Below are 21,732 nucleotides of genomic sequence, written 5' to 3' on the forward strand. Positions count from 1 at the left end.
GCTTTCCGGGCATCCTCCGCGGAAGCCCGGGCAACTCGGGCGCGGTCCGTGTGTGTTGGACTACAGATGGTGACAACATCTGGTCGGGGCGGCCAAGGCCTGAGAGCGTCGATGGCCCCCGACACATGAGGAGAGTTGACGAATGACGGAGGTAGCGCCCCGGCGTACACCGGGAACACCCTGCTGGGTCAGCCTGATGACGCACCGCCTGGCGTCGAGCGAGGAGTTCTACAACGGCTTGTTCGGCTGGACCTTCAGCCCCGGTCCCTACGTCAGCGCGTTGCTCGACGGCTGCGAGGTCGCCGGTATGGGCGAGTTCCCCGACGAGAGGCGGCTTCCGGCCGCGTGGACCACGTATCTCGCCACAGACGACGCCGACGTGACCGCCGAACAGGTCCGCGCGTGCGGCGGCACGGTGGCGGTCGGCCCGCTGGACGTCGGAGAGGCCGGCCGCGTGGCCATCGCCGCGGACCCGCTCGGCGCCGTGTTCGGCGTCTGGCAGGAGGGACGGCGGGGAACGCGATCCGGCGGCGGGCCTGGCACCCCGGTGTGGAACTCGCTGACCACCCTGGAGACCACCGGGGTGGGCAAGTTCTACGCCGTGGTCTTCGGCCTGGAGGCGGTCGCCAGCGGGCCTGAGCAACTGACCCTGCGGGTGGACGGCCGCGCGGTGGCCGAGGTCAACGGTGTCGGCGGCGAACTGCCCCCGGACCGGGGGCCGCACTGGATGACCCACTTCGAGGTGGCGGATGTGGCGGCCACCCTGCGCCGGGCGACCGAACTCGGCGGCCGGGTGGTCGAGCAGCCCCGGGAGGCTCCGGCCGGAATCTCGGCCACCGTAGCCGATCGCGAGGGCGCGGTCTTCACGGTGCTCCAGCCCGCGGACTGACGGTCCCGGCGGGCGGGGTCGGGGACGCAGCGCTTCCGCTGTGACCGGAAGGGTGTGCCGGGAGGCCCTTCCGGTCACAGCGCCAGCGGCACGCGGCAGCACACGCCAGGGATCCGGGCTCGTCGACGCTGAACATGATGGCCCCTCAACGCCCCTGGCTGAATCAGGGTTGGCGGGTGGCGTAGACGGTGACCCGTGACAGGTTGACATGCTGGGGCTGGGCGACAGCGAACGCCACGACCTGGGCGACGTCCTCCGCCTGGAGTACCTTGACACTGCTGAACGGCTGCGTCATGTACTGGTCGTACATCGGGGCGTTGGCCTGCTTGAGCAGGTCCGTCTCGACCACGGCCGGCTCCACCGCCGTGACGCGCACCCCCTTGGGGCCCAGCTCGGCACGGAGGTTGGCCGACAGATGACTGGTCGCCGCCTTCGAAGCCCCGTAGGCGGCCATGAGCGGATTGACCACGTCGGCGGAGATCGAGGAGACCACGACCAGGTCGGAGGGCTTACCGGCGGAGCCTGCCAGCAGCAGGTCGGGCAGGAAGGCGTCAATGCTCCTGATGACCCCGTTGACGTTGACATCGATCAGTTCCTCCCACCGGGCGAAGTCGCCTCCTTCGGCCATCTCGACCACCAGCGTCCCCGCGCTGTTCACCAGCAGGTCCGTCGGCCCGAGGGTCTGACGGACCTGGTCGCTCGCAGCAGAGAGGGCATCCGGATCGGTGACGTCCGTGACCACCGGCAGGGCTTCCCCACCGGACGCCTTGATCTGCCGCGCCATGTCGTCGAGCCGGTCCGCACGGCGCGCGAGCAGCGCCACCTTCGCCCCTTGGTCCGCCAGTAGCCTGGCGACCGCTGCTCCGATCCCTCCGGAGGCACCGGTCACCGCGGCGACTCGGCCGGCTAAGGGTTGTCCCGTAATCCCTGGTGGGCGCACGACGACAGCTACGGCACCTCGCCGCGTTGTCGGAACATCCTGATACGCCCAGTATCGGGACGTCCCTCCGCCTTGCGATGTACCGCATCTGCCGTCGTGCGCTGATCCACCGGGGATTACGGGACAACCCTTAGGGGGCGAAGTGCATGAGCGTTCACTGTTCACTCCTGTGGATTGCCGAACTCTTTCCCCAGGAAGCCTTGAGGAGTGTCGGGCATTCAGCCAGGACCGGGTTGAACCTCTGACCTGCTTGCCTGGGTTCGGCAGAACCAGGATCGACTTCCACCGGCCGTGCGACACTGCGGGGCATGACCGGAACCGTCTCCGAGCTGACGGACTTCCTGCGCTCACGGGGGCGAGGATCCGCCCGGAGGACACAGCACTACCGATGACCGGCACCGGCCGGCGTCGGGTGCCGGGGCTCCGGCGCGAGGAACTGGCACAGCTCGCGGGGATCAGCGCCGACTACTACACACGCCTCGAACAGGGGCGTCTACGGAACGTGTCAGAGGGGGTACTGGTCGCTGTCGCCCGGGCTCTGCGACTGGACGAGACCGAACGAACCTACCTGTACCACCTGGCCAAGCCGTCCCGGAGACCACGGCGGGCCACCGCCGGACACCGGGTCCGCCCGAGCGTGAACTGGCTGCTGGGCTCTCTCACCGACACCCCGGCGTACGTACTGGGGCAGCGCACGGACATCGTTGCCTGGAACGATCTGGCCAGCGCCCTGCTCATGATCGACCTCGACGAACTCCCGCCCGAACGGCGGAACATGGCACGGTTGCTCTTCCTCGATGACACGGCACGCGATCTGTGGCATCCATGGGAGAAGAAGGCGCGGGATGTGGTGGGCGGGCTCCGCGCGCACGCCGGCATGTACGGGGACGATCCGGAACTCGCCCGCCTGGTCAGTGAGCTGTCCCAGCACTGCCGCGAGTTCGACGAGATATGGGCGGAGCACCAGGTCTGGGCCAGTCCACATGGAGGCATGACTCTCCAGCACCCCGTGGCGGGGCGGTTGGACCTGGTCTTCGAAGCGTTCGGTGTGCCCGACTCGAGCGACCAGTCGCTGGTGGTCTACACCGCCGAGCCCGGTTCCCCCGCGGACACCGGCTTGCGTCGGCTCGCCGAGTGGTGGAGGTCAGAGGACCGTGCCGGCCGGACCCGTCCGTTGGCACGCGGGCAGTCCGACGCGGCCGAGGTTCTCTCCCGGTTCCGTGGCTGACGGCCCTCCGTTGACGCGGTCGGCGCGTTCCCGTACCGACTCCCACTCACGGAGCGAAGGAACGGATCAGGACCGTCGGGGCGACGCCGCGGGCGGGCGACCCCGTGATGGCGAAGCGCGCCGGTCGACTCACATGCGTGCGGGTTCCCGGGCAGTCAGGCGAGACAGAACTCGTTGCCCTCGATGTCCTGCATCACGAGACACGACTCGTTCTCCTCATCGGCGGTCAGGAGTCGCACGCGTACCGCGCCGAGCGCGACCAGCCGGGTGCATTCGGCCTCGAGTGCGGTCAACCGTTCCTCACCGACGAGCCCGGTGCCGACCCGTACGTCGAGGTGCACCCGGTTCTTGACGACCTTCCCTTCGGGGACGCGCTGGAAGTACAGGCGCGGGCCCGCCCCCGAGGGGTCGACGCAGGCGAACGCTGCCCCCTGCCGCTCGGGTGGCAGCGCGCGATCGACGTCGTCCCAGGTGGCGAACCCCTCCGGTGGCGGGGGTACGACGTAGCCCAACGCCTCGCACCAGAAGCGAGCGACGCGCTCAGGTTCCGCGCAGTCGAAGGTGACCTGGACCTGTCTGATCGATTTCATCGGGCCATCGTAGAAGCACCTGGCCCTCAGTCTCCACGGTGGGGTCCCTCGTCGGGGCCTGAACACGTCCGGCCAACTCCCGGGTCGCGCCTTGCCGTTGAGCCGTGGGGTGACGAGTACGAGCCTCCTCGGCCGGTGCCGGGGCCTGGCTGCGCGGCGGGCCGCTGGGCCGGCTCGGGTACCGGGGAGCACGGCCGACGGGGGGCGGCGGCGCGTCGTGCGGGAAGGGGCCCGGTCCCGGCGCCCGGCGGTCGGGCACTATGGAGGAGTCCGCCAGGGGCCGGTCTCGCGGGAGCGGCCGAGCCGCGGCACCGCGTCCACCGGCACCTGGGCGACCCCCGACCGACCGCCGCCCGGCCTCGCCAGAAGGCCGCCACACGGAACGTAATAACCGCAGGTCATCGGGGGGTAATGGGGCCCCCTCGCTCCGGCCTACGTCACTTGTCCCGGGACGGCCGCGACGGTCGCCAAGGTCAGGTCCGGTCATCCGCGTGATCCCGGGTGAAGCGCGGCCTCCTAGCGTCTTAGCAGGTCCGGAGTCGATGTTGGGAGAGCCGTTCCAACCCGCACCCCGGATGCCCGACACAGCAGGACGCACGGAAGGGTTCGTACACGATCATGGCTTCGGAGTGCCCGGTGGCCACGGCCCGCACCAGGTGCCTGGTCGACGTGCCGGGCGGCGTCGCTGCGGCGCGGGCCCGAGCGCTCACCGCTTCTCCGGAGACCACCGGTCGGCTTCCCCGAGCCGGAACTCCGGCCTCGGCGCGTATGAGGACCGGCGCAGGGCCGATCACCCCGCCCCGGGTGCGCTGCGGGGCGCCCCCGGAGGACGGCTCTCAGGACATCCTGCCGACCGTCGCCCCCGCCCCTCATGTCAAGTTCGCCCGCACCCATCAACGGAGCAAGTGATGACGTCGGTGAGAAACGCCCAGGAATCCACCCCCCGTACCGGGAGCCGCTCGTCCGCCCGGCCGGCGAGGGCAGCGGTGGCGGACGCGCTGCGCAACGCCACGTACGAGATCCTGCCGTTCAAGAGCGCCGAGGAGAAGGTGCTGGCACACGTCCCCACGGACGTCGCGCTGACGGTGACCACGACCGAGGCCAAGGGACTGGAACCGACCCTCGAACTGGCGAGCCGGCTGGGTGAACAGGGATACCGTGCGGCCCCGCACGTCGCGGCGCGCCTGGTTCGCGACGAGGCACACCTCACCGACATCGTCTCGCGGCTGCGGGAGTCCGGCGTCGACCGGATCTTCGTGATCGGCGGAGACGCCGCCGAGCCGGCGGGGGCCTTCCCGGACGCCCTGAGCCTGCTCGAAAGCCTCCAGAAGGTGGGGCACCCCTTCGTCTCCGTGGGGATCGGCGGCTACCCCGAGGGCCACGGGAAGATCAGCGACGACCTGATCGAGAAGGCGCTGGAGGACAAGGCCCCGCATGCCGGCCACGTCATCACGCAGCTGTGTTTCGACGCCGACACCACGATCCGCTGGGCCCGGGCGGTGCGGGCACGCGGTGTCGATCTGCCGATACGCGTGGGCATCCCGGGCGCGATAAGCCGGCAGAAGCTGATCCGTGTCTCGGCCGGCCTCGGTTTGGGGCAGTCGGCCCGGTTCCTCAAGAAGCAGCAGAACATGCTCTGGCGGTTCTTCCTCCCTGGCGGCTACAGCCCCAACAAGCTGATCGAGCGGCTCACCCCCGCCTTCGGCGCGGCCGACAACAACCTGCACGGCTTTCACGTGTTCACGTTCAACGACCTGGACAGCACGGAGGCCTGGCGGCAGTCCTGGCTCGCCCGCCTGTCCTGACCGCCGTGCCACCCGCGCCGGGGTCCGGCGCACAGTGCTCCCACGGGCCGGCCGCGGCGTCTCTCCGGTCTGCCCGTGGGTATCCAGTGGAGGAGTTGCAGAACCGATGAGTGCCCAGGTGATCGACGGCCGCGCGTGCGCCCGCTCCCTCAAGGAGGGCCTGGCCCGCGACGTGGCACGCCTGGCGGCGGACGGGATCGGGGTCGGCCTGGCCACGGTGGTGGTGGGCGAGGAGTACGCCTCGGCCGCGTACGAGCGGCGCCTGCGGCGTCTCGCGGACGAATTGGGCGTCGTCTACCGGCCGCGGGCCCTGCCCGAGGGGGCCGGCGAGTGCGAACTGATCGATGTGATCACCGAGCTCAACGACGATCCGCGGGTGTCGGGGATCCTCGTACTGCGTCCGCTCCCCCGGCACATCGACGAGGCGTCCGCCTTCCGCGCCATCGACCCGCGCAAGGACATCGAGGCGGTGCATCCGGAGAACGCCGGACTCCTCGCCCTTGGGGTCCCCCGCTACGTCCCCTCCACCGCGGCTTCGGTGTTCCATCTGCTGGACGGCTGGCTGGACTCGGTGGGCGAGGACCGCGCCGACTTCTACCACCGGTCCCGGATCGTCGTCGTGGGCCGCTCCAACAACGTGGGCAAACCGGCCGTCTCCCTGGGCTACCAGCGCCAGGCCACCGTCGAGTCCGTCGACGAGTGGGCGGACCGGACCAACGGACTCGGCCGGCACACCCGCCAGGCCGACGTGCTGATCGTCGCCGCCGGCAAGGCGGGGCTGATCAGGGCTGAGCACGTCCGCAGGGAGGCCGTCGTCATCGATGTCGGGATCAACCCCGGCAGGGACGCGGAAGGCAACGTCCGCATGGTCGGTGACGTCGATCACGACTCGGTCGCCCCGCGGGTGCGGGCGATCACCCCGGTGCCCGGCGGGGTGGGTCCGGTGACCGACGTCTGGTTGTTCCACAACGCCGTGCTCGCCGCCCGACTCCTCGCCGGTCGGCCGCCGCTCTCCGGTGCGCTCTCCGGCCCCGGCTCCACCGAACCCCTCTTGGAGGCGTCATGACCTCGCCCGCTGCCGCCCAGCGCGGCGTCCTGCTGCTGTCCTGCCCCGACACACCCGGCATCGTGCACGCCGTCACCGAGGTGCTCGCCGGGGAGAAGTGCACCATCGTGCAGAGCCAGCAGTTCGGCAGCTCCACGAGTGACATCTTCTACATGCGGGTTGAGTTCGCGCACGCCGACGGCTCGCCCCTCGACCTCGACGCCCTGCGCCGCGAGCTGAAGCCCGTCGCCAAGACGTTCGGCATGACGTGGCAGCTGACCGACGCGGCGCGGCGCCCGCGCGCGGTCATCATGGTGAGCAGGTTCGCTCACTGCCTCAACGACCTGCTGTTCCGCAATTCGATCGGCGAGCTCAACCTCGACATCGTCGCCGTCGTGTCGAACCACCCGGACCTGGGACGGATCGCGGACAACTACGAGGTGCCGTTCCGGCACCTCCCGGTCACCCCGGAGACCAAGCCGCAGGCCGAGGCGGCGCTGCTGGAACTGGTCCGGGAGGAGCGGGTCGACCTCGTCGTGCTCGCCCGCTACATGCAGATCCTCTCCGACGGGCTCTGCCAGCGGTTGGAGGGCCGGGCGATCAACATCCACCACTCGATGCTGCCGAGCTTCAAGGGAGCCCGGCCGTACCACCAGGCCCACGCCCGCGGGGTCAAGTACATCGGCGCCACCGCGCACTACGTGACCGCGGACCTGGACGAGGGGCCGATCATCGAGCAGGAGCTCATCCGCGTCGACCACTCGCTGGACCCGGCTCAGCTGGCGGCCCGCGGCCGGGAGGCCGAGACCCGCGCGCTGGCCCGCGCGGTGCGCTGGCACAGTGAAAACCGGGTGGTCGTCAGCGGTAATCGGACCGTCGTCTTCCAGTGACCGGTGGTTCGGGGACCGCGCCTCGGGCGGGCGAACGCGGGGGTGCGGCGTGAACACGCGGCGCGGAGTGGTGGCTGGGGCGCCGCGGGGCGGCGGAGCGAGCGCGGAGCGCGCCCACGCCCGCAGGCGGGTGGTCGACGCCGTGCGCGAAGCCGCCTCCAGCGGTGAACTCGCCCCCCGCCAGTGGCTGGTCGAGGCCGAGCTCTCCGAGCGGTACGGCGTCAGCCGGGCCTGTGCCCGGGAGGCCCTGCTGGAGCTGGCCGCCGAGGGCCTCGTGGAACGGGTGCCGCACCGCGGCGCGCGCATCCGCGTGGTGGGTTCCCGAGAGGCGGTAGAGATCACCGAGGTCCGCAGGGCGTTGGAGGAGCTGAGTGTCGCCCGGGCGGTGCAGCGGCTGCGGGACGAGGAGTCCGACCGGCTCGGCACCATGGCCACCCGGATGTGCCAGGTGCTGGACGCCGGGAACCTGACCGGCTACGCCCGGCTCAGCACCGACCTCCACGCCCGAATCCGCGTCCTCGGTGGCCAGGAGACGGCCCGCGCCGTGGTGGACCGCCTGGAGGGCCGCACTGCCCGGCACCAGTTCCGGCTGCTGCTGCGCCCGGGCCGCCCGGCGGCCTCCCTCCGGGAACACCTGCGGATCATCGACGCCGTCCGGGAGCGCGACCCCGAGCGGGCCGTGCACGCCGTCCGTGCCCACCTGACGAGGGTCGCCACGCTCCTGGCTGTCGGTGGCGAGGCGGAGAGCCGCCGGTAGGGCGGCGCCCCGGCGGCCGTTTCCGCGGTTCCGGCGGAATGGGGGACAATCGACTTAGCTGCGTGTTCGGGACGAAGCCGGACGTTGTGCGGGGTGACGTGGGCGTCCCCGACGGGCATGCTGTGACGACACTGCTGACGCCGGCGGGGACCCGCCGCGTCGAGGGCTTGGGAGGAGGCGGTATGCCCAGCCGAGGCCGAGAGGTCGTGGAAACTCAGCGAGGGGCCGAGGACGGCGCGGGGGCAGACGCCGCCGGGGCCCCGATGGCGTGGGCCGAACTCGTGGACCACGCGCCGGACGGACTCGCCGTGATCGACGAGGACGGCCGTTTCGTACAGCTCAACGCCGCCGCCGTCGCCCTCTGCGCCCGCCCGGCCGAAGCCCTGATCGGCAGGCCGGCGCCGTTCGACGTCGCCCGGGGTTCCTCGTCCGACGCGCTCGGCCTGCTCGACGACGGTGGGGCCGAGCAGGTGTGCACCTGGGCCCCCGCGGCCGGGGTCGGCCGCAAGTTCGCCTACCGGACGCGGACCCTGCCGGGAGATCCCGCCCGCGCTGTCGTGGCGTTCCGCGACGTCAGCGGGGAGCACCACCGGCAGCGCCGGGTCGCGGCCATCGCCCGGACCGCGGCCAAACTGGCCTCGGACGGCTCGATCGCCACCCTCCTGGACGCGCTCGCCCAGGAGGTGCTCCGCACCGACATGCTCGCCGGGGTGCAGATCCTCATCCTCGACGAGTCCGGCGAAAGCCTGCAGATCATGGGGTCGGCCGGGTTCCCCCACCGGCCCGACTTCTTCGACCTGCTCATGGAGTGCCGGGCCCGCGGGGCGCACCTGCGGATGCTCGACGCCTTCGAGCAGCGGGAGCCGGTCGTCATCCCGGACCGGGGTGAGGTCATCCAGGCGGACCCCGACTGGGAGCCTCTCCGCGAGCACATGGGCGCGCTGCGCTGGGACTGGTTCGCGAGCGTCCCACTGCTGATCCGCGGCCGGGCGACGGGCATCATGAACGCCTACTTCGCCCCGGGGCAGGTGGTGGGCCAGCGCACCTTGGAGTTCCTCCAGGCCATGGCCCACCAGGCCGCCGTGGCGGTGGACTACGTGGCGCTGCTGCGCAACGAGCGGGAGCTGGCCCGGCGCGAGGAGCGTCAACGGCTCGCCCGCGACCTGCACGACTCGATCGTGCAGCAGGTGTTCTCCATCGCGATGCAGGCCAAGGTCATGGGGGTGCTCGGTGCCCGCACCGAGACCGTTCCCGCGGACAGCGTGCGGCGGATCGCCGAGGAGGTGGGGGCGCTGTCGAAGACCGTCCTCACCGACCTGCGGGCGATGGTGCACGAACTCCGGCCCTCGGTCTCCACCCAGCTCGGACTGGAGGAGGCCGTGCGGTCGCTGGCGGAGAGCACGACCAACCGCACCGGGCTCCGCTTCGACCTCGTCGTCGGCGCGGGGCTGGAGCGGGTCGGGCCGGAGACGGCGGAGGACGTCTACCGGATCGTCGCCGAGGCCATCCACAACGTCGTCAAACACGCCGAGGCCCGGTGTGTGACGCTCCGGATGGGAGTGCGGGAGCACAGCCTGGTGGTGATGGTGGCGGACGACGGCAGGGGCATGCCCCCGGCGGAGGAACCGGAACCCTCGACGACCGACGGCTACGGGCTGACCAGCATGCGGGAGCGGGCCGAGCGATGGGGCGGCACGGTGCGGGTCGGCCCCGGGGCGGAGACCGGCACATCGGTCCGCCTGGCCGTCCCGCTCCCGGTCTCGGTGCCCCGCACCACACCTCCCCGGCCGGAGGACCGGGCGGACGACCCATTGGACTCGAAGGAGGGCGCGACGCCGTGAACACCCCCACCCCGTCGGCCGCGGAGCCGACGAAGGAACCGACGGCCCAGATCCGCGTGATGATCGTGGACGACCACGCGGTGGTCCGCCGCGGCATCCGTGCCTACCTGGAGGTGCTGGACGATCTCCAGGTCGCCGCGGAGGCCGCCAACGGGCAGGAGGCCCTCGACCGGCTGCAGGAGATGTCCGTCCGCGGCGAGCTGCCGGACGTCGTCCTCATCGATCTGCTGATGCCCAAGATGGACGGGGTGGCGGCGACCGCCCACATCACCCGGAACCATCCGGGCGTCAAGGTCGTGGTGCTGACCAGCTTCGGGGAGATGGAGCGCGTGCACGCGGCCCTGGCCAACGGCGCGTCGGGCTACCTGCTCAAGGACGCCGAACCGCACGAGGTCGTCGCCGCGCTGCGGGCGGCGACGCGCGGGGACGTCTTCCTGCATCCCTCGGTGGCCCGCCGGCTGACCCAGGAGATCGTCTCCCCGCCCACCGGGCTGAGCACTCTGACCAACCGCGAGCGGGACGTCCTCACCCTGGTCGCCCAGGGCTGCTCCAACCAGGAGATCGCGGACGAGTTGGTGATCAGCGAGCGGACCGCCCGGACACATGTCAGCAACGTGCTGCGCAAGCTCCAGCTGACCTCCCGGACGCAGGCCGCCCTCGTAGCCGTCCACGAGGGTCTCGTGCCGCAGCAGCAGTAGCGGGGCGGATCGGCGGTCACGGGTGAGGGCGGCCGGCGTCGACACGCCGGCCGCCCTCACCTTGGACGGTCCCCGCCTCCGGCGGCAGGGGTTCGCGGGTACGCCGCGCGGGCCCCGCCGCCCGGAGTGTCAGGCGGTGCCGGCCGTGCGCCAGCCGGGCTGGTAGCTGTCGCGGGCCATGGCGGTGTAAGGCGTCGGGCTCACTATCGCCCGCACCTCGAACTGCTCGTGCGGCTGCACCGTCGTCTTCTTCGAGCCGCCGTCCGGCTCACCCCAGACGACCTTGACCTCGGCGCCCAGCGGCACCTCCGGGTTGACGGTGGCCAGCGACAGCGCCTTGCGCTCGTTGGCGCTGTAGCCGGTGAACAGCGAGAGGCCGACGGTGTTGCCGTCCGCGTCCTGCACCGCGTCGTAGTTCGACGAGCCGTAGTTGGCGTTCGGCAGGTCGAAGAACTGGTAGCCGGGGCCCTCCTGGACCGGGGAGGCCAGCAGCTTGGAGACGTCCTCGGTGTTCCACTCCAGGGTGACCTTGCGGCGCTGGGTCGCGGGGTCGATGGCCTCCAGGGCGCTGCGGCCCACGAAGTCGTGGTCGAACTTCACGAAGCTGCCGTAGCCGAGCTCCCAGGGGTTGAGGTAGTAGTCCTCGATGTTCTCGGAGACGAAGCTGCCGGCGAGGGCGTTGACCGCCTCGTAGCTGTCCGCACCCAGCCACTCGCGGTACGGACGCAGTTCCTCGCTGGAGTAGACGGCGGGCAGCGGCGAGGGGATCCAGCCCGACTCCAGGGTGTTGCAGGAGTAGGCGCGGCAGCCGGCCGGCTCCAGCCCGAACTCCCGACCGGCCTCCAGGATCGCGTCCCGGACCTTGTCGTAGCTCTCGTACGGGCCCCAGATCTCCAGGCCCGGAGCTCCGGCCATACCGTGGCGGAGGGTGCGGATCCGCTCACCGGCGATGTTCATGTAGCCCATCCGGAAGAACTTCACCTTGTCGACCGGACCGCCGTTGACCTTCTCGATGACGTCCCAGGCCAGCGGGCCCTGGATCTGGAAGCGCCAGACGTCCCGGGTCACCTGCTTGCCGTACGGGCGGGAGGGCGAGCGGTCGTCCTGGCGGATGTCGACGTTGTACCCGCGGCCGCCCTTGTACGTCAGCCAGTTGGCGACGGGTGCTCGGCCGACGAAGACGAACTCCTCCTCGGCGAGGCGGAAGAGGATGCCGTCACCGATCACCCCGCCCTCCGGGGAGACCGGGACGAACTGCTTGGCCGAGTCGACGGGGAAGTTGGCCGTGCTGTTGATGCCGGTGTCGGTGAACAGCTTCAGGGCGTCCGGGCCCGAGACCCACAGGTTGACCATGTGGTGGGACTGGTCGAACAGCACCGCGGTCTTCTGCCAGGCGGTGACCTCGCGGCGGAAGTTGGTGAACTCGGCCGGTACAACCGGATAGATGTACGCCCCGAGCTGGGAGTTGCGCAGGAGTTCCACCGTGTTGCCCGACCGGTCCAACACGTCCTGCAGGTTCTTGGCGCTCATGTGCTATCCGTCCTCACTCACGGTTCCAGGCCACCCGGCCCCAGGCAGGAGCGGCCGTTCCTCGGCTATGTACTGCGATGTCGTTCAGCGATCTCTCCGCTCGGCGGAGCAGCGCGCTGCTTGCGCGGGCCCGCCGACGGGGCCGGCAGCCATGTGGCTCACGCTAGGGATGTCGGCTGCCGAGCGGCACAGAGGAATGGCTGGTCCCGGGCGACCGGGCCCGGCCATAGGGGGCGAGTCATATGACGTAGCGGCGGCCGGGTACGTCATATGTCCCGCGGCGGCCTCGACAGGAAGCCCGTGCGGTCGCGACGTGTGCGCGATGGCCCGGTGCCGACCGCGCTCTACGGTCGGAAGCGATCGCTGCCGGCCGTGCCCTCGTGCCGAGCCTCGAGCCAGGGAGCCACCCATGACAAGCCAGAACCGGCTGGACCCACCGGGAACCTACGTCTTCGACGGCCCCACCAGCCGCCGCGGGCACCGCATGAACAAGCTGTTCATGTCGCTGCGGGAGGAGGCCGCGCGCCAGGACTTCCTGGGCGACGAGGCCGCCTACTGCCGTCGATTCGAATTGTCGCGGGAGCAGACGGACGCCGTCCTCCGGCGCGACTGGCAGGCGATGCTCGACCTCGGCGGCAGCATCTTCTACATCTACAAGCTCGCGATGATGGACGGGCTGTCCATGCAGTACCTCGGCGGTGTCTTCACCGGCATGTCCGAGGCGGATTTCAAGGCAGCGATGCTGGCGGGAGGACGGACCGATGTCTGAGGTGATCTGGGGGCTGGCCACATCGCACGTCCCCTCCATCGGGGCGGCCATGGACCGCGGCATGACGGCGGACCCGGTCTGGGCCCCGCTGTTCGAGGGTTACCGGCCCGCCCGCGAGTGGCTGGCGCGGAACAAGCCCGATGTCGCCATCCTGGTCTACAACGACCACGCCAACGGTGTCGACATGGACGTGGTGCCCACCTTCGCCATCGGCACGGCCGAGGAGTACCGGGTCGCCGACGAGGGCTTCGGCCGCCGTCCGGTGCCCGACATCAAGGGCGATCCCGAGTTCTCCTTCCATCTGCTCCAGCAGCTGATGGACGAGGGCTTCGACATGACCGTCTTCCAGGAGCTGGACGTCGACCACGGCTTCACCGTCCCGCTGTCGGTCTGGACTCCGGAACCGGGCGACGCCTGGCCCTGCCCGGTCATCCCCATCATGGTCAACGTCATCCAGTACCCGCAGCCGACGGCCGCGCGCTGCTACGCCCTCGGCAAGGCGCTGGGGCGGGCGATCTCCTCCTACGCGGGGGCCGGGACCGTGGGCGTCCTCGGTACCGGCGGAATGTCGCACCAGCTGGCGGGCGCACGCGCCGGGTTCATCAACCCCGAGTTCGACCACATGTTCCTCGAGGCCATCGAGAAGGACCCGGAGAAGCTCGCCGCGCTCAGCCGCGAGGACTACATCCGCGAGGCCGGCGCCGAGGGCATCGAACTGATCATGTGGCTCGTGATGCGGGGCGCGATGAACGAGCAGGTGCGCAAGGTCCACTCGGCCTACCACGTGCCGGCCTCGAACACGGCTGCCGGACTGGCCCTGTTCGACAACCGCACGGACTGACCGGCGCGGTACCGACCCGCACGCCAGCACGAGGAGTGGCAGCGATGTCCGTCCAGACGACCGCCCCGGCAGCCTCCGGTGCACGCACCGGGTGCGCCGGGCAGTGCGTGGTGATGGGTGTCCTCAACGTCACCCCCGACTCGTTCTCGGACGGGGGCCGGTACGCCACCACCGCGTCCGCGGTGGAGCACGGTCTGGCGCTGCGGGCGGCCGGCGCCGACTACGTGGACGTGGGCGGCGAGTCCACCCGGCCCGGCGCCGAACGGGTCGACGTGGCCACCGAGACCCGGCGGATACTCCCGGTCGTCGCCGAGCTGGCGGCGGCCGGGGTGGCGATCAGCGTCGACACCACCCGTGCCTCCGTGGCCGAGGCCGCGATCGACGCGGGTGCGGTGCTGGTCAACGATGTGAGCGGCGGCCTCGCCGACCCGCTGATGGCCCGGCTGGTCGCACGGACCGGGGTGGACTGGGTGCTCAACCACTCGCGCGGTACCAGCCGGGACATGTACGCCGCAGCCGTGTACGAGGACGTCGTCGGCGAGGTCTGCGCCGAACTCCTGGAGCGGGTGGACGCCGCGGTGGCGGCCGGCGTGGATCCCGGGCAGCTGATCCTCGACCCGGGGCTGGGTTTCGCCAAACGGGCCGAGCACAACTGGGAACTCCTGGCCCGCCTCGACGCCCTGCGGACGCTCGGCCTCCCCGTGCTGGTGGGGGCCTCCCGCAAGCGGTTCCTCGCCTCGGTGCTGACCGGGGACGAGGGAGCGCGGGCCGCCGACCGGCGGGACGCGGCGACCCTGGCGACCACCGTCATGGCGGCCCAGGCCGGTGCCTGGGGCGTCCGGGTGCACGATGTCGCCTCGTCGGCCGACGCCGTCCGCGTGGTGTCGACCGTGGGGCAGACCGCTCGCCGCCGTCATGCGGTTCGCCGGTTGACCGGCCCGGCTCGTTGAGGGACCGCTGCCCTGGACGAACCGGAACACGGTCGCCGATGTCGAGCGCGCACCGTACTCGGTCCTTCGAGCACGCACCATGCCGGTGGCCCCGCCCGGACGCCGTCCAGCCCCAGCGTGCCGCGGGGGGACGCTGGAGCTCGACGCCCGGGGCCGGACTTCAGTGCAGCAGCCCGCCGCCGTCGCAGACGATCGACTGGCCGGTGATCAGACGCCCGTCCGGAGAGGCGAGGAAGGCGACGAGACCGGCGAAGTCCTCGCCGGTCACGAACTCCTGGATCGCCTGGCGCGCCATGGTCCGGGCGAAGACCTCGTCGTCGGAGTGCGCGCGGGTTCCGGGCGTGGCCACCTGCGCGGGCAGCACGGCGTTGACGGCGATGCCGTGCTCGCCGAGCTCGCGCGCCATCACCCGGACCATGCCGATCAGGGCACCCTTGCTGGCGATGTAGGCGATACGTCCGGGTTCTCCGGTGAAGAAGGTCCGGGAGGCGACGTTCACCACCCGCCCCCGGTGCGGGCTGTCCCGCAGGTGGGGAAAGCATGCCTGCACCATCAGTAGAGGGCCCACGGCGTTGACGTCGAAGTAGCGGTGCAGTTCCGCCGGTTCGGCGTCCAGCAGACTGCTCCTCCCGGAGAGCAGTCCGGCGTTGTTCACCAGGACGTCCGGACCGCCGAGCCGTTCGGCCACCTCCCGAACCGTGGTCCGGACGGCGTCGGCGTCGGTGACGTCGCAGGTCCAGGGCGTGATGGAGCCGCTCAGGCCGGTGTCGACCGGCTCGCCGGCCTCCGCGATGTCGAGTGCGGCGACCGCCGCACCCTCGGCGGCGAGGCGGTGCGCGATCGCCCGCCCCAGCCCGCCGGCGGCTCCAGTCACCACGGCGACCCTGCCGGTGAGACGGGCGGTGGCCGTCCCCTCGCGCCGGGATGCCGTGTCCATCACTTCTCCTGCGGGTGGGTGGCGAGCGCTTCCACGGTGACGTCCATCCACTTCCACATGGGGAGCGAGGTCAGCGCCTCGTGCAGTGCGGCCGGGTCATCGGCCTCGTAGAGGCCGACGGTCGCGTTGCGGCCCGGGACCCGCCACAGCCGCTTCAGGATGCCGGCCTCGCGCAGCTCCATCGCGCGCTCCCGCTCGCCCCGGCGCAGGTCTTCGCGGACCTCCACCGGGGTGTCGTTCGGCAACAGGTTCTCGGTACGGACGAGGAACTCCACGTCGTTGTCCTCCTTGCTTCCGCGGCGCACGGCCGCGCTCGCCGGTGTCCGCGGCGCCGGGCCGCGGTCGTGCTGGGCCCGCGGCCGCAGCCACGGGCGGTCCTCCGGTCGCGGGCGCTCAGGCCGCGGCGACGTCGAGCAGCAGCCCGGCCAGTTCCCCGGGTGCGGTGACCATGGCCTCGTGCCCGGTGGCGATCTCGTGGACCGGCCATCCCCGGGCGGCGGCACGCTCGGCTTGCGGGGTGAACACCCGCATCCAGTCCACGCATTCGATGAAGACGGCCGGCACCTGCTCCGCACCCCCGGTGAGCCGCAGCGGCTCGGTGTAGGTCAGCCAGGGGTGCGGGGTCAGCCGGGGCGTGAGCCAGTCGAGGTCGGCCTGTTCGGTCACCCCGAGCTTCTCGAGCGGCCGTACCGGCACCAGCCAGCCGAACCCCGGCCCGGAGACGGCCTCCCGGTAGTGCCCGGCCACCGTCTCGGGGAGCAGGTCGATCGCGGCGTCGCCGTCATCTCCCACGAAGGCGTCGAGGTGGATCCGTTTGGCCAGCCGGCCCGGCACGCGGTCGGCGACGCCGGTGACGACCTGGCCCGCGTAACTGTGCCCGACCAGGACGACGTCCCGGGCGTCGTGCGCCTCCAGCAGCGCGACCACGTCCTGGATGTGCGTCTCCAGCCCCACCTGGGGGTTCAGCAGGTGGGCCCGGTCGCTGAGACCGGTGAAGGTGGGGGTGTGCACCTCGTGCCCGGCGGCGCGCAGCGCCGGGACGACGCGCTGCCAGGCCCACCCGCCGTGCCAGGCGCCGTGAAGGAGGACGAACGTACTCATGGAAGGACCTTTCGGTGGCTGCGGTCGCGGCGGCTGCGGTCCGGTTGGGCTCTTGTCGTGGGGGCCGGGCCGGAGCGGGCCGCGTCTGGTGTCGGGAAGGTGGCCACCCCCTCGGCGAGAGCGGGGTGGCCACCTGCGGGCAGGGGCCGCCGTCGTTACGGGCGGTCACCCGCGGGTCACCGAAGTTCGTCACCCACGGTGGGGAAGACCCGCTGGTACGCCTCGGCCTGCACGATCGACTTGTCACCGCCGTTCCGCACGGCCTGGACACCGCGGCGCAGCCCGAGGTCGGTGTAGTAGCGCAGGAGGTGCGACTGGGCGCTCATGCACTCCATCGCCTTCTGCTTGCGGTCGAAGACCGAGGTGATGTCGAGCAGCAGGTTCGGCCGGAAGCCGCACTGCTCGGACTGGTGCGGCTCGAACTGCATGACCTGCGGGGCGCCGATCGGGCTGGTGGTCCGATCGTGCCCCGCGGCCTGCGCCACCTGCCGGGCGAGCAGCGTCGCCTCGTGCGCGGCGTTGTGGTCCCGGTTGTAGGGGTCGTTGGCCACGTGGGTCAGCAGGACCTCCGGCTGCGCGTCGCGCATCTCGCCGACGATGCGCTCCAGCGCGGCTTCGTCGATGCGCAGCGGGTAGTCGCCCAGGTCGAAGAAGGTGATACTCGCACCGAGCGCCTCGGCCGCGGCCTCTGCCTCCGCCCTGCGGCCCGCCTTGGCCTTCTCCAGGGTCATGCCCTCCTGCCTCCACAGGCCCTGGGACTCGCCGCGCTCGCCGTAGCTCAGGCAGACGATCCGCACGTCGTAGCCGCGTTCGGCGTACAGGGCCAGCGCGCCGCCCGCTCGCCACACGAAGTCGCCGGAGTGGGCGCTGATCGTCAGGACGGTGGGACGCTTGTCGTCGGTGTTGCTCAAGGCGTGGCCTTTCTCGGCGGTGCTGCCGCCGGGCAAGAAGAGGACATGGCCGTCTCCCGGTTCGGGAACCGGGCAGCCGGTGCGGACCGGAGCCCGAGCGCCCGGTTCACTCAGGGGGTGTGCCGCGACCGGCTCTGCCGGCCCCCAGGCCGGCAACGGTTGCTTCCGCGAGGTGCGCCACCGGGTACCGAGGGGCGGGGCGCCTGCGTTACCGACGCTATGAAGCGGCGGAAGATCTGGTAACTCGCGAATGACCGGACCCGCGCGGAGCCTTGTCCCGCCGGATCTACGTCATCCGTCGTGCAGCGGGCGCGGCTGGGCGGGGCAGGAGTGGGAGCCCGCGTGAACTGGGACCGTGGGCCGGGTCGTGGGGTGTCGACCCGGGCGTTCCGCCTCATCGGTCCGATGAGGCGTCCTCGCCGTCGCGGCGAGGCGCGGTCCGTCCTGCCCCGGCCGCGCGCCGGTCACCGTGGGATCGGTGTCCGGGCCGGTCGGCGCCGTTCCGTCAGCCCTTGCCGCCGCTCCCCGCGGCCACCGCGGGCGCGGGCAGGTCCGCGGCGTCGGTCGGCGCCTTCGGGACGCGGAGTCCGAGGATCGCCACGAGGCTGATCAGCGAAAGGGCGGACACGTAGCAGGCGATCACCGTGGAGGACTTGGAGGCGTCGAACAGCGCGGTCAGTGCGATCGGGGTGATGGCACCGCCGATGACACCACCCATCTGGTAGGCGATCGAGATTCCGCTGTAGCGGACCGCGACGTCGAAGATCTCCGTGAACAGACCTCCCTGCGCGCCGGCCATGATGCCCTGCACGACGGCCGCCACCATGAAGGCGACCAGGGCCAGCCCGACGCTCTTGGTGTTGACCATGGCGAACATCGGGATGGGCCACAGCACCGCGGTGAGCGTGCCGATGGTGTAGATCCTCTTCGACCCGAAGCGGTCGGAGGCGAGGGCGGACACCGCGATGGCGAGGACCCAGACCAGGGTCGACAACAGGATCAGCGTGAGCAGGGTGTTCCGCTCGAAACCGACTTCCTTGGTGCCGTAGGTGAGCATGTAGACGATCACCGTGTAGCCCACCGCGGGCGGCGCGATGGAGGCGAGGCTGCCCAGCACCAGGTTGCGCGGCTGCTTCCGGAACAGCTCGGCCACCGGGACCTTGCTGACTTCCTGCTTCTGCTTGATCTGCTCGAACTCGGGGGCGTCCTGCAGCCGGGAGCGGACCATGAAGCCGATCACGACCATGAGCGCGCTGACCAGGAACGGGATGCGCCAGCCGTACGACCGGAAAGCGTCGTCGCCCAGCTGGGACACCAGGAGGAAGGCGAGGTTGGAGGTCAGCACTCCGATCGGGAGACCGAACTGCGCGAAGCTGCCGTAGAGGGCGCGGCGGCGCGGGGAGGCGTGTTCGGTGGCGATCAGGATGGCGCCGCCCCACTCGCCGCCCACACCGAAGCCCTGGATGAGGCGGAGGGTGACGAGCAGCAGCGGTGCTCCGATCCCGATGGCCGCGTAGGTGGGCAGCAGGCCGATGGCGAAGGTCGATCCGCCGGTCATGATCAGGGTGAGGACGAGCATCGACTTGCGACCGATCCGGTCGCCGTAGTGGCCGATGACCGCCGCACCGAGCGGTCGGGCGACGAAGCCGACGGCGAAGGTGGCGAAGGCCGCCAGGGTGCCCGCCACCGGGGAGAACCCGGGGAAGAACAGATCACCGAAGATCAGCGCCGCGGCGGTGCCGAAGATGTAGTAGTCGTACCACTCGATCGACGTGCCGACGAAACTCGCGGCGAATATGCCTTTTCTGGAAGGCGCTGTGCTGCTTGGTGCAGAGGACACGGTGGGTACTCCTCGAAACGCCGAAATGACAGGTGGGGTGAGACCTCCGGGGAGGTGGCAAGGCCTCACAGGGCTCTGGACGAGTGAGTCCAAGCCCTGGTCAGTGGCCGTGGCGACCAGGACCTCCGACCAGGACGCGGGCGGGTGTGGCTGCCGCAACGCCCTGGCCGGGACCGGTGGGCGAGGCGAATCGCGGCACCCACGCGGAATCCGAAAGTCGGGACTCCGACTCGCTCGTCCAGGAATGTAAGTGAGTCTGGCCGCCACGTCGTGGGTCTTCTGTGGCCAGCCGCCTACGTCATGTGTCGCGCTCCGTATGACCGGAGGAACCCGTCAGCCGAGTTTGCGCGTCTCAGCCGTGATCGGGAGCTCCAGGAGTCGGGGGCCCCGGTCCGGGGCCACGGCGGCCAGTTCCGCGGCGAGTTCCGCACCGTCGGTGATCCGCCGCGACGGCAGGCCGTACCCCTCGGCCAGCCGCCCCGCGTCGATGTCGGGCAGGTCGAGCCCGGGCGCGCCGCTGACACCGAGCTGGTCGACGAAGCTGCGCAGCGCGCCGTAGGAACCGTTGCGCATCACCAGGAAGGTGATCGGCAGGTTCCACTGCACCGCGCTCCACAGTCCGACCACGCCGTACTGGACGGCGCCGTCGCCCAGCACCGCCACCACCGGGCGGGTGGGGTCGGCCAGCGCGGCCCCGACGGCCGCCGGCAGCCCGAAGCCGAGCCCTCCCGCGGCGGGGAAGAACAGCCCGCGCGGCCGGGAGAGATCCAGGTGCTCCCAGAACTGCGCGGTGTTCGAGGTCGACTCGTTGACCAGCCGTACCCCGGCCGGCAGCGTGCGCGCCATCAGCGCGAACACCCCGTCCGCGGTGAACGGCGCATCGGCCGGGTCCGGAGCGAGCGCGGGGCGCCGTACGGGCGCGGGCGTCGGCCGCACCGGCGTGGCGGGGAGCGCGTCCAGTAGCTGGGCGGCGACGGAGGCGACATCGGCCACCAGCGCGTCGCCGAAGGCGGCGCGCGCCGCGGAGGACGGGTCGGCGCTCACCGCGACCAGTTCGGTGCCCTCGGGCAACCAGGGCCCCGGCCGGTAGGCGTGGTAGCGGAAGACCGGCGCACCGAGCACCAGCACCAGGTCGTGTCCGGCCAGGTGTTCGCTGACGCCCGCGATGCTCGGCGGCAGCACGCCCTGCCACAGCGGGTGCCGGGTCGGGAACGGGCACCGCGGGGGCGTGGGCGCCGTCCACACCGGTACCGCCAGCCGCTCGGCCAGCGCCACGACCAGCTCGAAGGCGCGCTCGTCGTCGGCCTCGGGCCCAACCACCAGCACGGGGGCCTGGGCGCGGCTCAGCCGACCGGCCAGTTCCTCGACCACCTCGGGGACGGCGGCCCCCGCTGAGCGCACCCGCCGGGTGGCCAGATGGGCCACCTCGTCAACGTCCACCTCCTGGGCCCAGTCGTCCAGCGGCAGCGACACGAACACCGGGCCGGCCGGGGGCAGGGTGGCCAGGTGGAACGCCTCCGAGAGCGCACGCGGTACGTCCTGTGCCCGGGCCGGCTCGAAGGACCACTTGACCTGCGGCTCCGGCACCCGGGTCATCGCGGGTTCGGCGAGCACCGACCCCAGCCCGATCATCGCTCGGGCCTGCTGTCCCGCGGTCACCACCAGCGGTGTCTGGGAGGCCCTGGCGTTGGCGAGGTTGCCCATCGCGTTCCCGAGCCCGGCCGCCGAGTGGAGATTGACCAGCGCCGGGCGGCCGGTGGCCTGGGCATAGCCGTCGGCCATCGCCAGCACCGCTCCCTCGTGGAGCCCCAACACGTACCGGAAGTCCGACGGGAAACCGTCGAGGAAGGGCAGTTCGTTCGAGCCGGGGTTACCGAACACGGTCGTCAGTCCCCAGGCGCGCAGAAGGTGGTAGGTGGTCTCGCGAACTGTTGGCATGGAGTCCTCCACGAGGATCGAGAGAAAGGCTCCGGGGGCGAGTGGCTCCCGGAGCCCGCGCACCCTACTAGCCGTTCCGGCCGACGGCCGAGCCGCCGACCTGCGGCTACGTCGGATGTCTCGGCCCTGCTCGCCCGAACGCCCCGGACAGATCGGGTCCTCTGCCCCGGGGAGCCGCGTCACGCCTGCGGTTACGGTGGCCCTGAGCCGGCAGGGAGGCGGCACTCCCCCG

20 protein-coding genes are annotated in these 21,732 nt (G+C 71.4%); 11 read left to right on the plus strand and 9 right to left on the minus strand.

The window, feature by feature from the left end; all coding sequences use genetic code 11:
- Positions 1–142: 142 nt before the first annotated feature.
- Positions 143–889: a VOC family protein gene (locus tag BGP73_RS20635; RefSeq protein ID WP_069817155.1), complete on the plus strand. Its 747-nt coding sequence runs from the start codon at positions 143–145 to the stop codon at positions 887–889.
- A gap of 163 nt (positions 890–1,052) precedes the next feature.
- On the opposite strand, the gene BGP73_RS23230 is transcribed toward BGP73_RS20635, so the two are convergent.
- Positions 1,053–1,778, minus strand: coding sequence for an SDR family oxidoreductase (locus BGP73_RS23230; protein ID WP_170837903.1), 726 nt, complete (start codon positions 1,776–1,778; stop codon positions 1,053–1,055).
- Between the two features lie 439 nt (positions 1,779–2,217).
- On the opposite strand from BGP73_RS23230, the gene BGP73_RS20645 reads away from it, so the two are divergent.
- The gene (locus BGP73_RS20645) at positions 2,218–3,057 is read left to right on the plus strand and encodes a helix-turn-helix domain-containing protein (RefSeq protein WP_244501295.1); all 840 of its coding nucleotides are present in this window, start codon (positions 2,218–2,220) and stop codon (positions 3,055–3,057) included.
- 155 nt (positions 3,058–3,212) lie between these two features.
- On the opposite strand, the gene BGP73_RS20650 is transcribed toward BGP73_RS20645, so the two are convergent.
- The gene (locus BGP73_RS20650; protein ID WP_069817157.1) at positions 3,213–3,647 is read right to left on the minus strand and encodes a VOC family protein; all 435 of its coding nucleotides are present in this window, start codon (positions 3,645–3,647) and stop codon (positions 3,213–3,215) included.
- A gap of 908 nt (positions 3,648–4,555) precedes the next feature.
- Between BGP73_RS20650 and BGP73_RS20655 the strand changes: the two genes are divergently transcribed.
- From BGP73_RS20655 to BGP73_RS20680, 6 genes are all read left to right on the plus strand, one after another.
- Positions 4,556–5,452, plus strand: coding sequence for a methylenetetrahydrofolate reductase (locus BGP73_RS20655; protein WP_079127724.1), 897 nt, complete (start codon positions 4,556–4,558; stop codon positions 5,450–5,452).
- A 106-nt stretch (positions 5,453–5,558) separates the two neighbouring features.
- Positions 5,559–6,518: a bifunctional 5,10-methylenetetrahydrofolate dehydrogenase/5,10-methenyltetrahydrofolate cyclohydrolase gene (locus BGP73_RS20660; RefSeq protein WP_069817161.1), complete on the plus strand. Its 960-nt coding sequence runs from the start codon at positions 5,559–5,561 to the stop codon at positions 6,516–6,518.
- Positions 6,515–7,387: a formyltetrahydrofolate deformylase gene (gene purU / locus BGP73_RS20665; RefSeq protein ID WP_069817163.1), complete on the plus strand. Its 873-nt coding sequence runs from the start codon at positions 6,515–6,517 to the stop codon at positions 7,385–7,387. Before BGP73_RS20660 ends, purU begins: the two co-directional genes overlap by 4 nt.
- 49 nt (positions 7,388–7,436) lie before the next feature.
- On the plus strand, positions 7,437–8,144 hold the full coding sequence (locus tag BGP73_RS20670; RefSeq protein WP_244501296.1) for a GntR family transcriptional regulator: 708 nt from the start codon (positions 7,437–7,439) through the stop codon (positions 8,142–8,144).
- A 182-nt stretch (positions 8,145–8,326) separates the two neighbouring features.
- Positions 8,327–9,985 (plus strand): sensor histidine kinase, encoded by a 1,659-nt coding sequence (locus tag BGP73_RS20675; protein ID WP_244501297.1) that lies wholly within the window; start codon positions 8,327–8,329, stop codon positions 9,983–9,985.
- A 59-nt stretch (positions 9,986–10,044) separates the two neighbouring features.
- On the plus strand, positions 10,045–10,683 hold the full coding sequence (locus tag BGP73_RS20680; protein WP_069817277.1) for a response regulator: 639 nt from the start codon (positions 10,045–10,047) through the stop codon (positions 10,681–10,683).
- 129 nt (positions 10,684–10,812) lie between these two features.
- Here BGP73_RS20680 and ligM read toward each other — a convergent pair whose 3' ends face one another.
- Positions 10,813–12,213, minus strand: a complete 1,401-nt coding sequence (gene ligM / locus BGP73_RS20685) for a vanillate/3-O-methylgallate O-demethylase (RefSeq protein WP_069817169.1) — start codon at positions 12,211–12,213, stop codon at positions 10,813–10,815.
- A gap of 409 nt (positions 12,214–12,622) precedes the next feature.
- Between ligM and BGP73_RS20690 the strand changes: the two genes are divergently transcribed.
- Genes BGP73_RS20690 through folP form a run of 3 tightly spaced genes read left to right on the plus strand, consistent with a single transcriptional unit; the run spans position 12,623 to position 14,773 of the window.
- Positions 12,623–12,982: a protocatechuate 3,4-dioxygenase gene (locus BGP73_RS20690; RefSeq protein ID WP_069817171.1), complete on the plus strand. Its 360-nt coding sequence runs from the start codon at positions 12,623–12,625 to the stop codon at positions 12,980–12,982.
- A complete protein-coding gene (locus tag BGP73_RS20695; protein ID WP_069817173.1) occupies positions 12,975–13,823 on the plus strand; it encodes a class III extradiol dioxygenase subunit beta in 849 nt (282 codons plus the stop codon). Before BGP73_RS20690 ends, BGP73_RS20695 begins: the two co-directional genes overlap by 8 nt.
- Before the next feature lie 44 nt (positions 13,824–13,867).
- Positions 13,868–14,773 (plus strand): dihydropteroate synthase, encoded by a 906-nt coding sequence (gene folP, locus BGP73_RS20700; protein WP_441350757.1) that lies wholly within the window; start codon positions 13,868–13,870, stop codon positions 14,771–14,773.
- A 160-nt stretch (positions 14,774–14,933) separates the two neighbouring features.
- On the opposite strand, the gene BGP73_RS20705 is transcribed toward folP, so the two are convergent.
- From BGP73_RS20705 to mdlC, 6 genes are all read right to left on the minus strand, one after another.
- Entirely contained in the window at positions 14,934–15,710 is a 777-nt protein-coding gene (locus BGP73_RS20705; protein ID WP_069817175.1) for an SDR family NAD(P)-dependent oxidoreductase, read from the minus strand.
- Positions 15,710–16,015 carry a muconolactone Delta-isomerase family protein gene (locus BGP73_RS20710; protein WP_244501298.1) on the minus strand — a complete coding sequence of 102 codons (306 nt, stop codon included), beginning with the start codon at positions 16,013–16,015 and terminating at the stop codon, positions 15,710–15,712. The genes BGP73_RS20705 and BGP73_RS20710 overlap by 1 nt, the downstream gene beginning before the upstream one ends.
- 88 nt (positions 16,016–16,103) lie before the next feature.
- Entirely contained in the window at positions 16,104–16,811 is a 708-nt protein-coding gene (locus BGP73_RS20715) for an alpha/beta fold hydrolase (protein ID WP_069817177.1), read from the minus strand.
- 176 nt (positions 16,812–16,987) lie between these two features.
- A complete protein-coding gene (locus tag BGP73_RS20720) occupies positions 16,988–17,722 on the minus strand; it encodes a PIG-L deacetylase family protein (protein ID WP_069817283.1) in 735 nt (244 codons plus the stop codon).
- A gap of 505 nt (positions 17,723–18,227) precedes the next feature.
- Entirely contained in the window at positions 18,228–19,562 is a 1,335-nt protein-coding gene (locus BGP73_RS20725) for an MFS transporter (RefSeq protein ID WP_069817179.1), read from the minus strand.
- 333 nt (positions 19,563–19,895) lie between these two features.
- The gene (gene mdlC, locus BGP73_RS20730; RefSeq protein ID WP_069817285.1) at positions 19,896–21,500 is read right to left on the minus strand and encodes a benzoylformate decarboxylase; all 1,605 of its coding nucleotides are present in this window, start codon (positions 21,498–21,500) and stop codon (positions 19,896–19,898) included.
- Positions 21,501–21,732 lie beyond the last annotated feature (232 nt).

The organism is Streptomyces sp. TP-A0874, assembly GCF_001748085.1.
Lineage (GTDB): Bacteria > Actinomycetota > Actinomycetes > Streptomycetales > Streptomycetaceae > Streptomyces.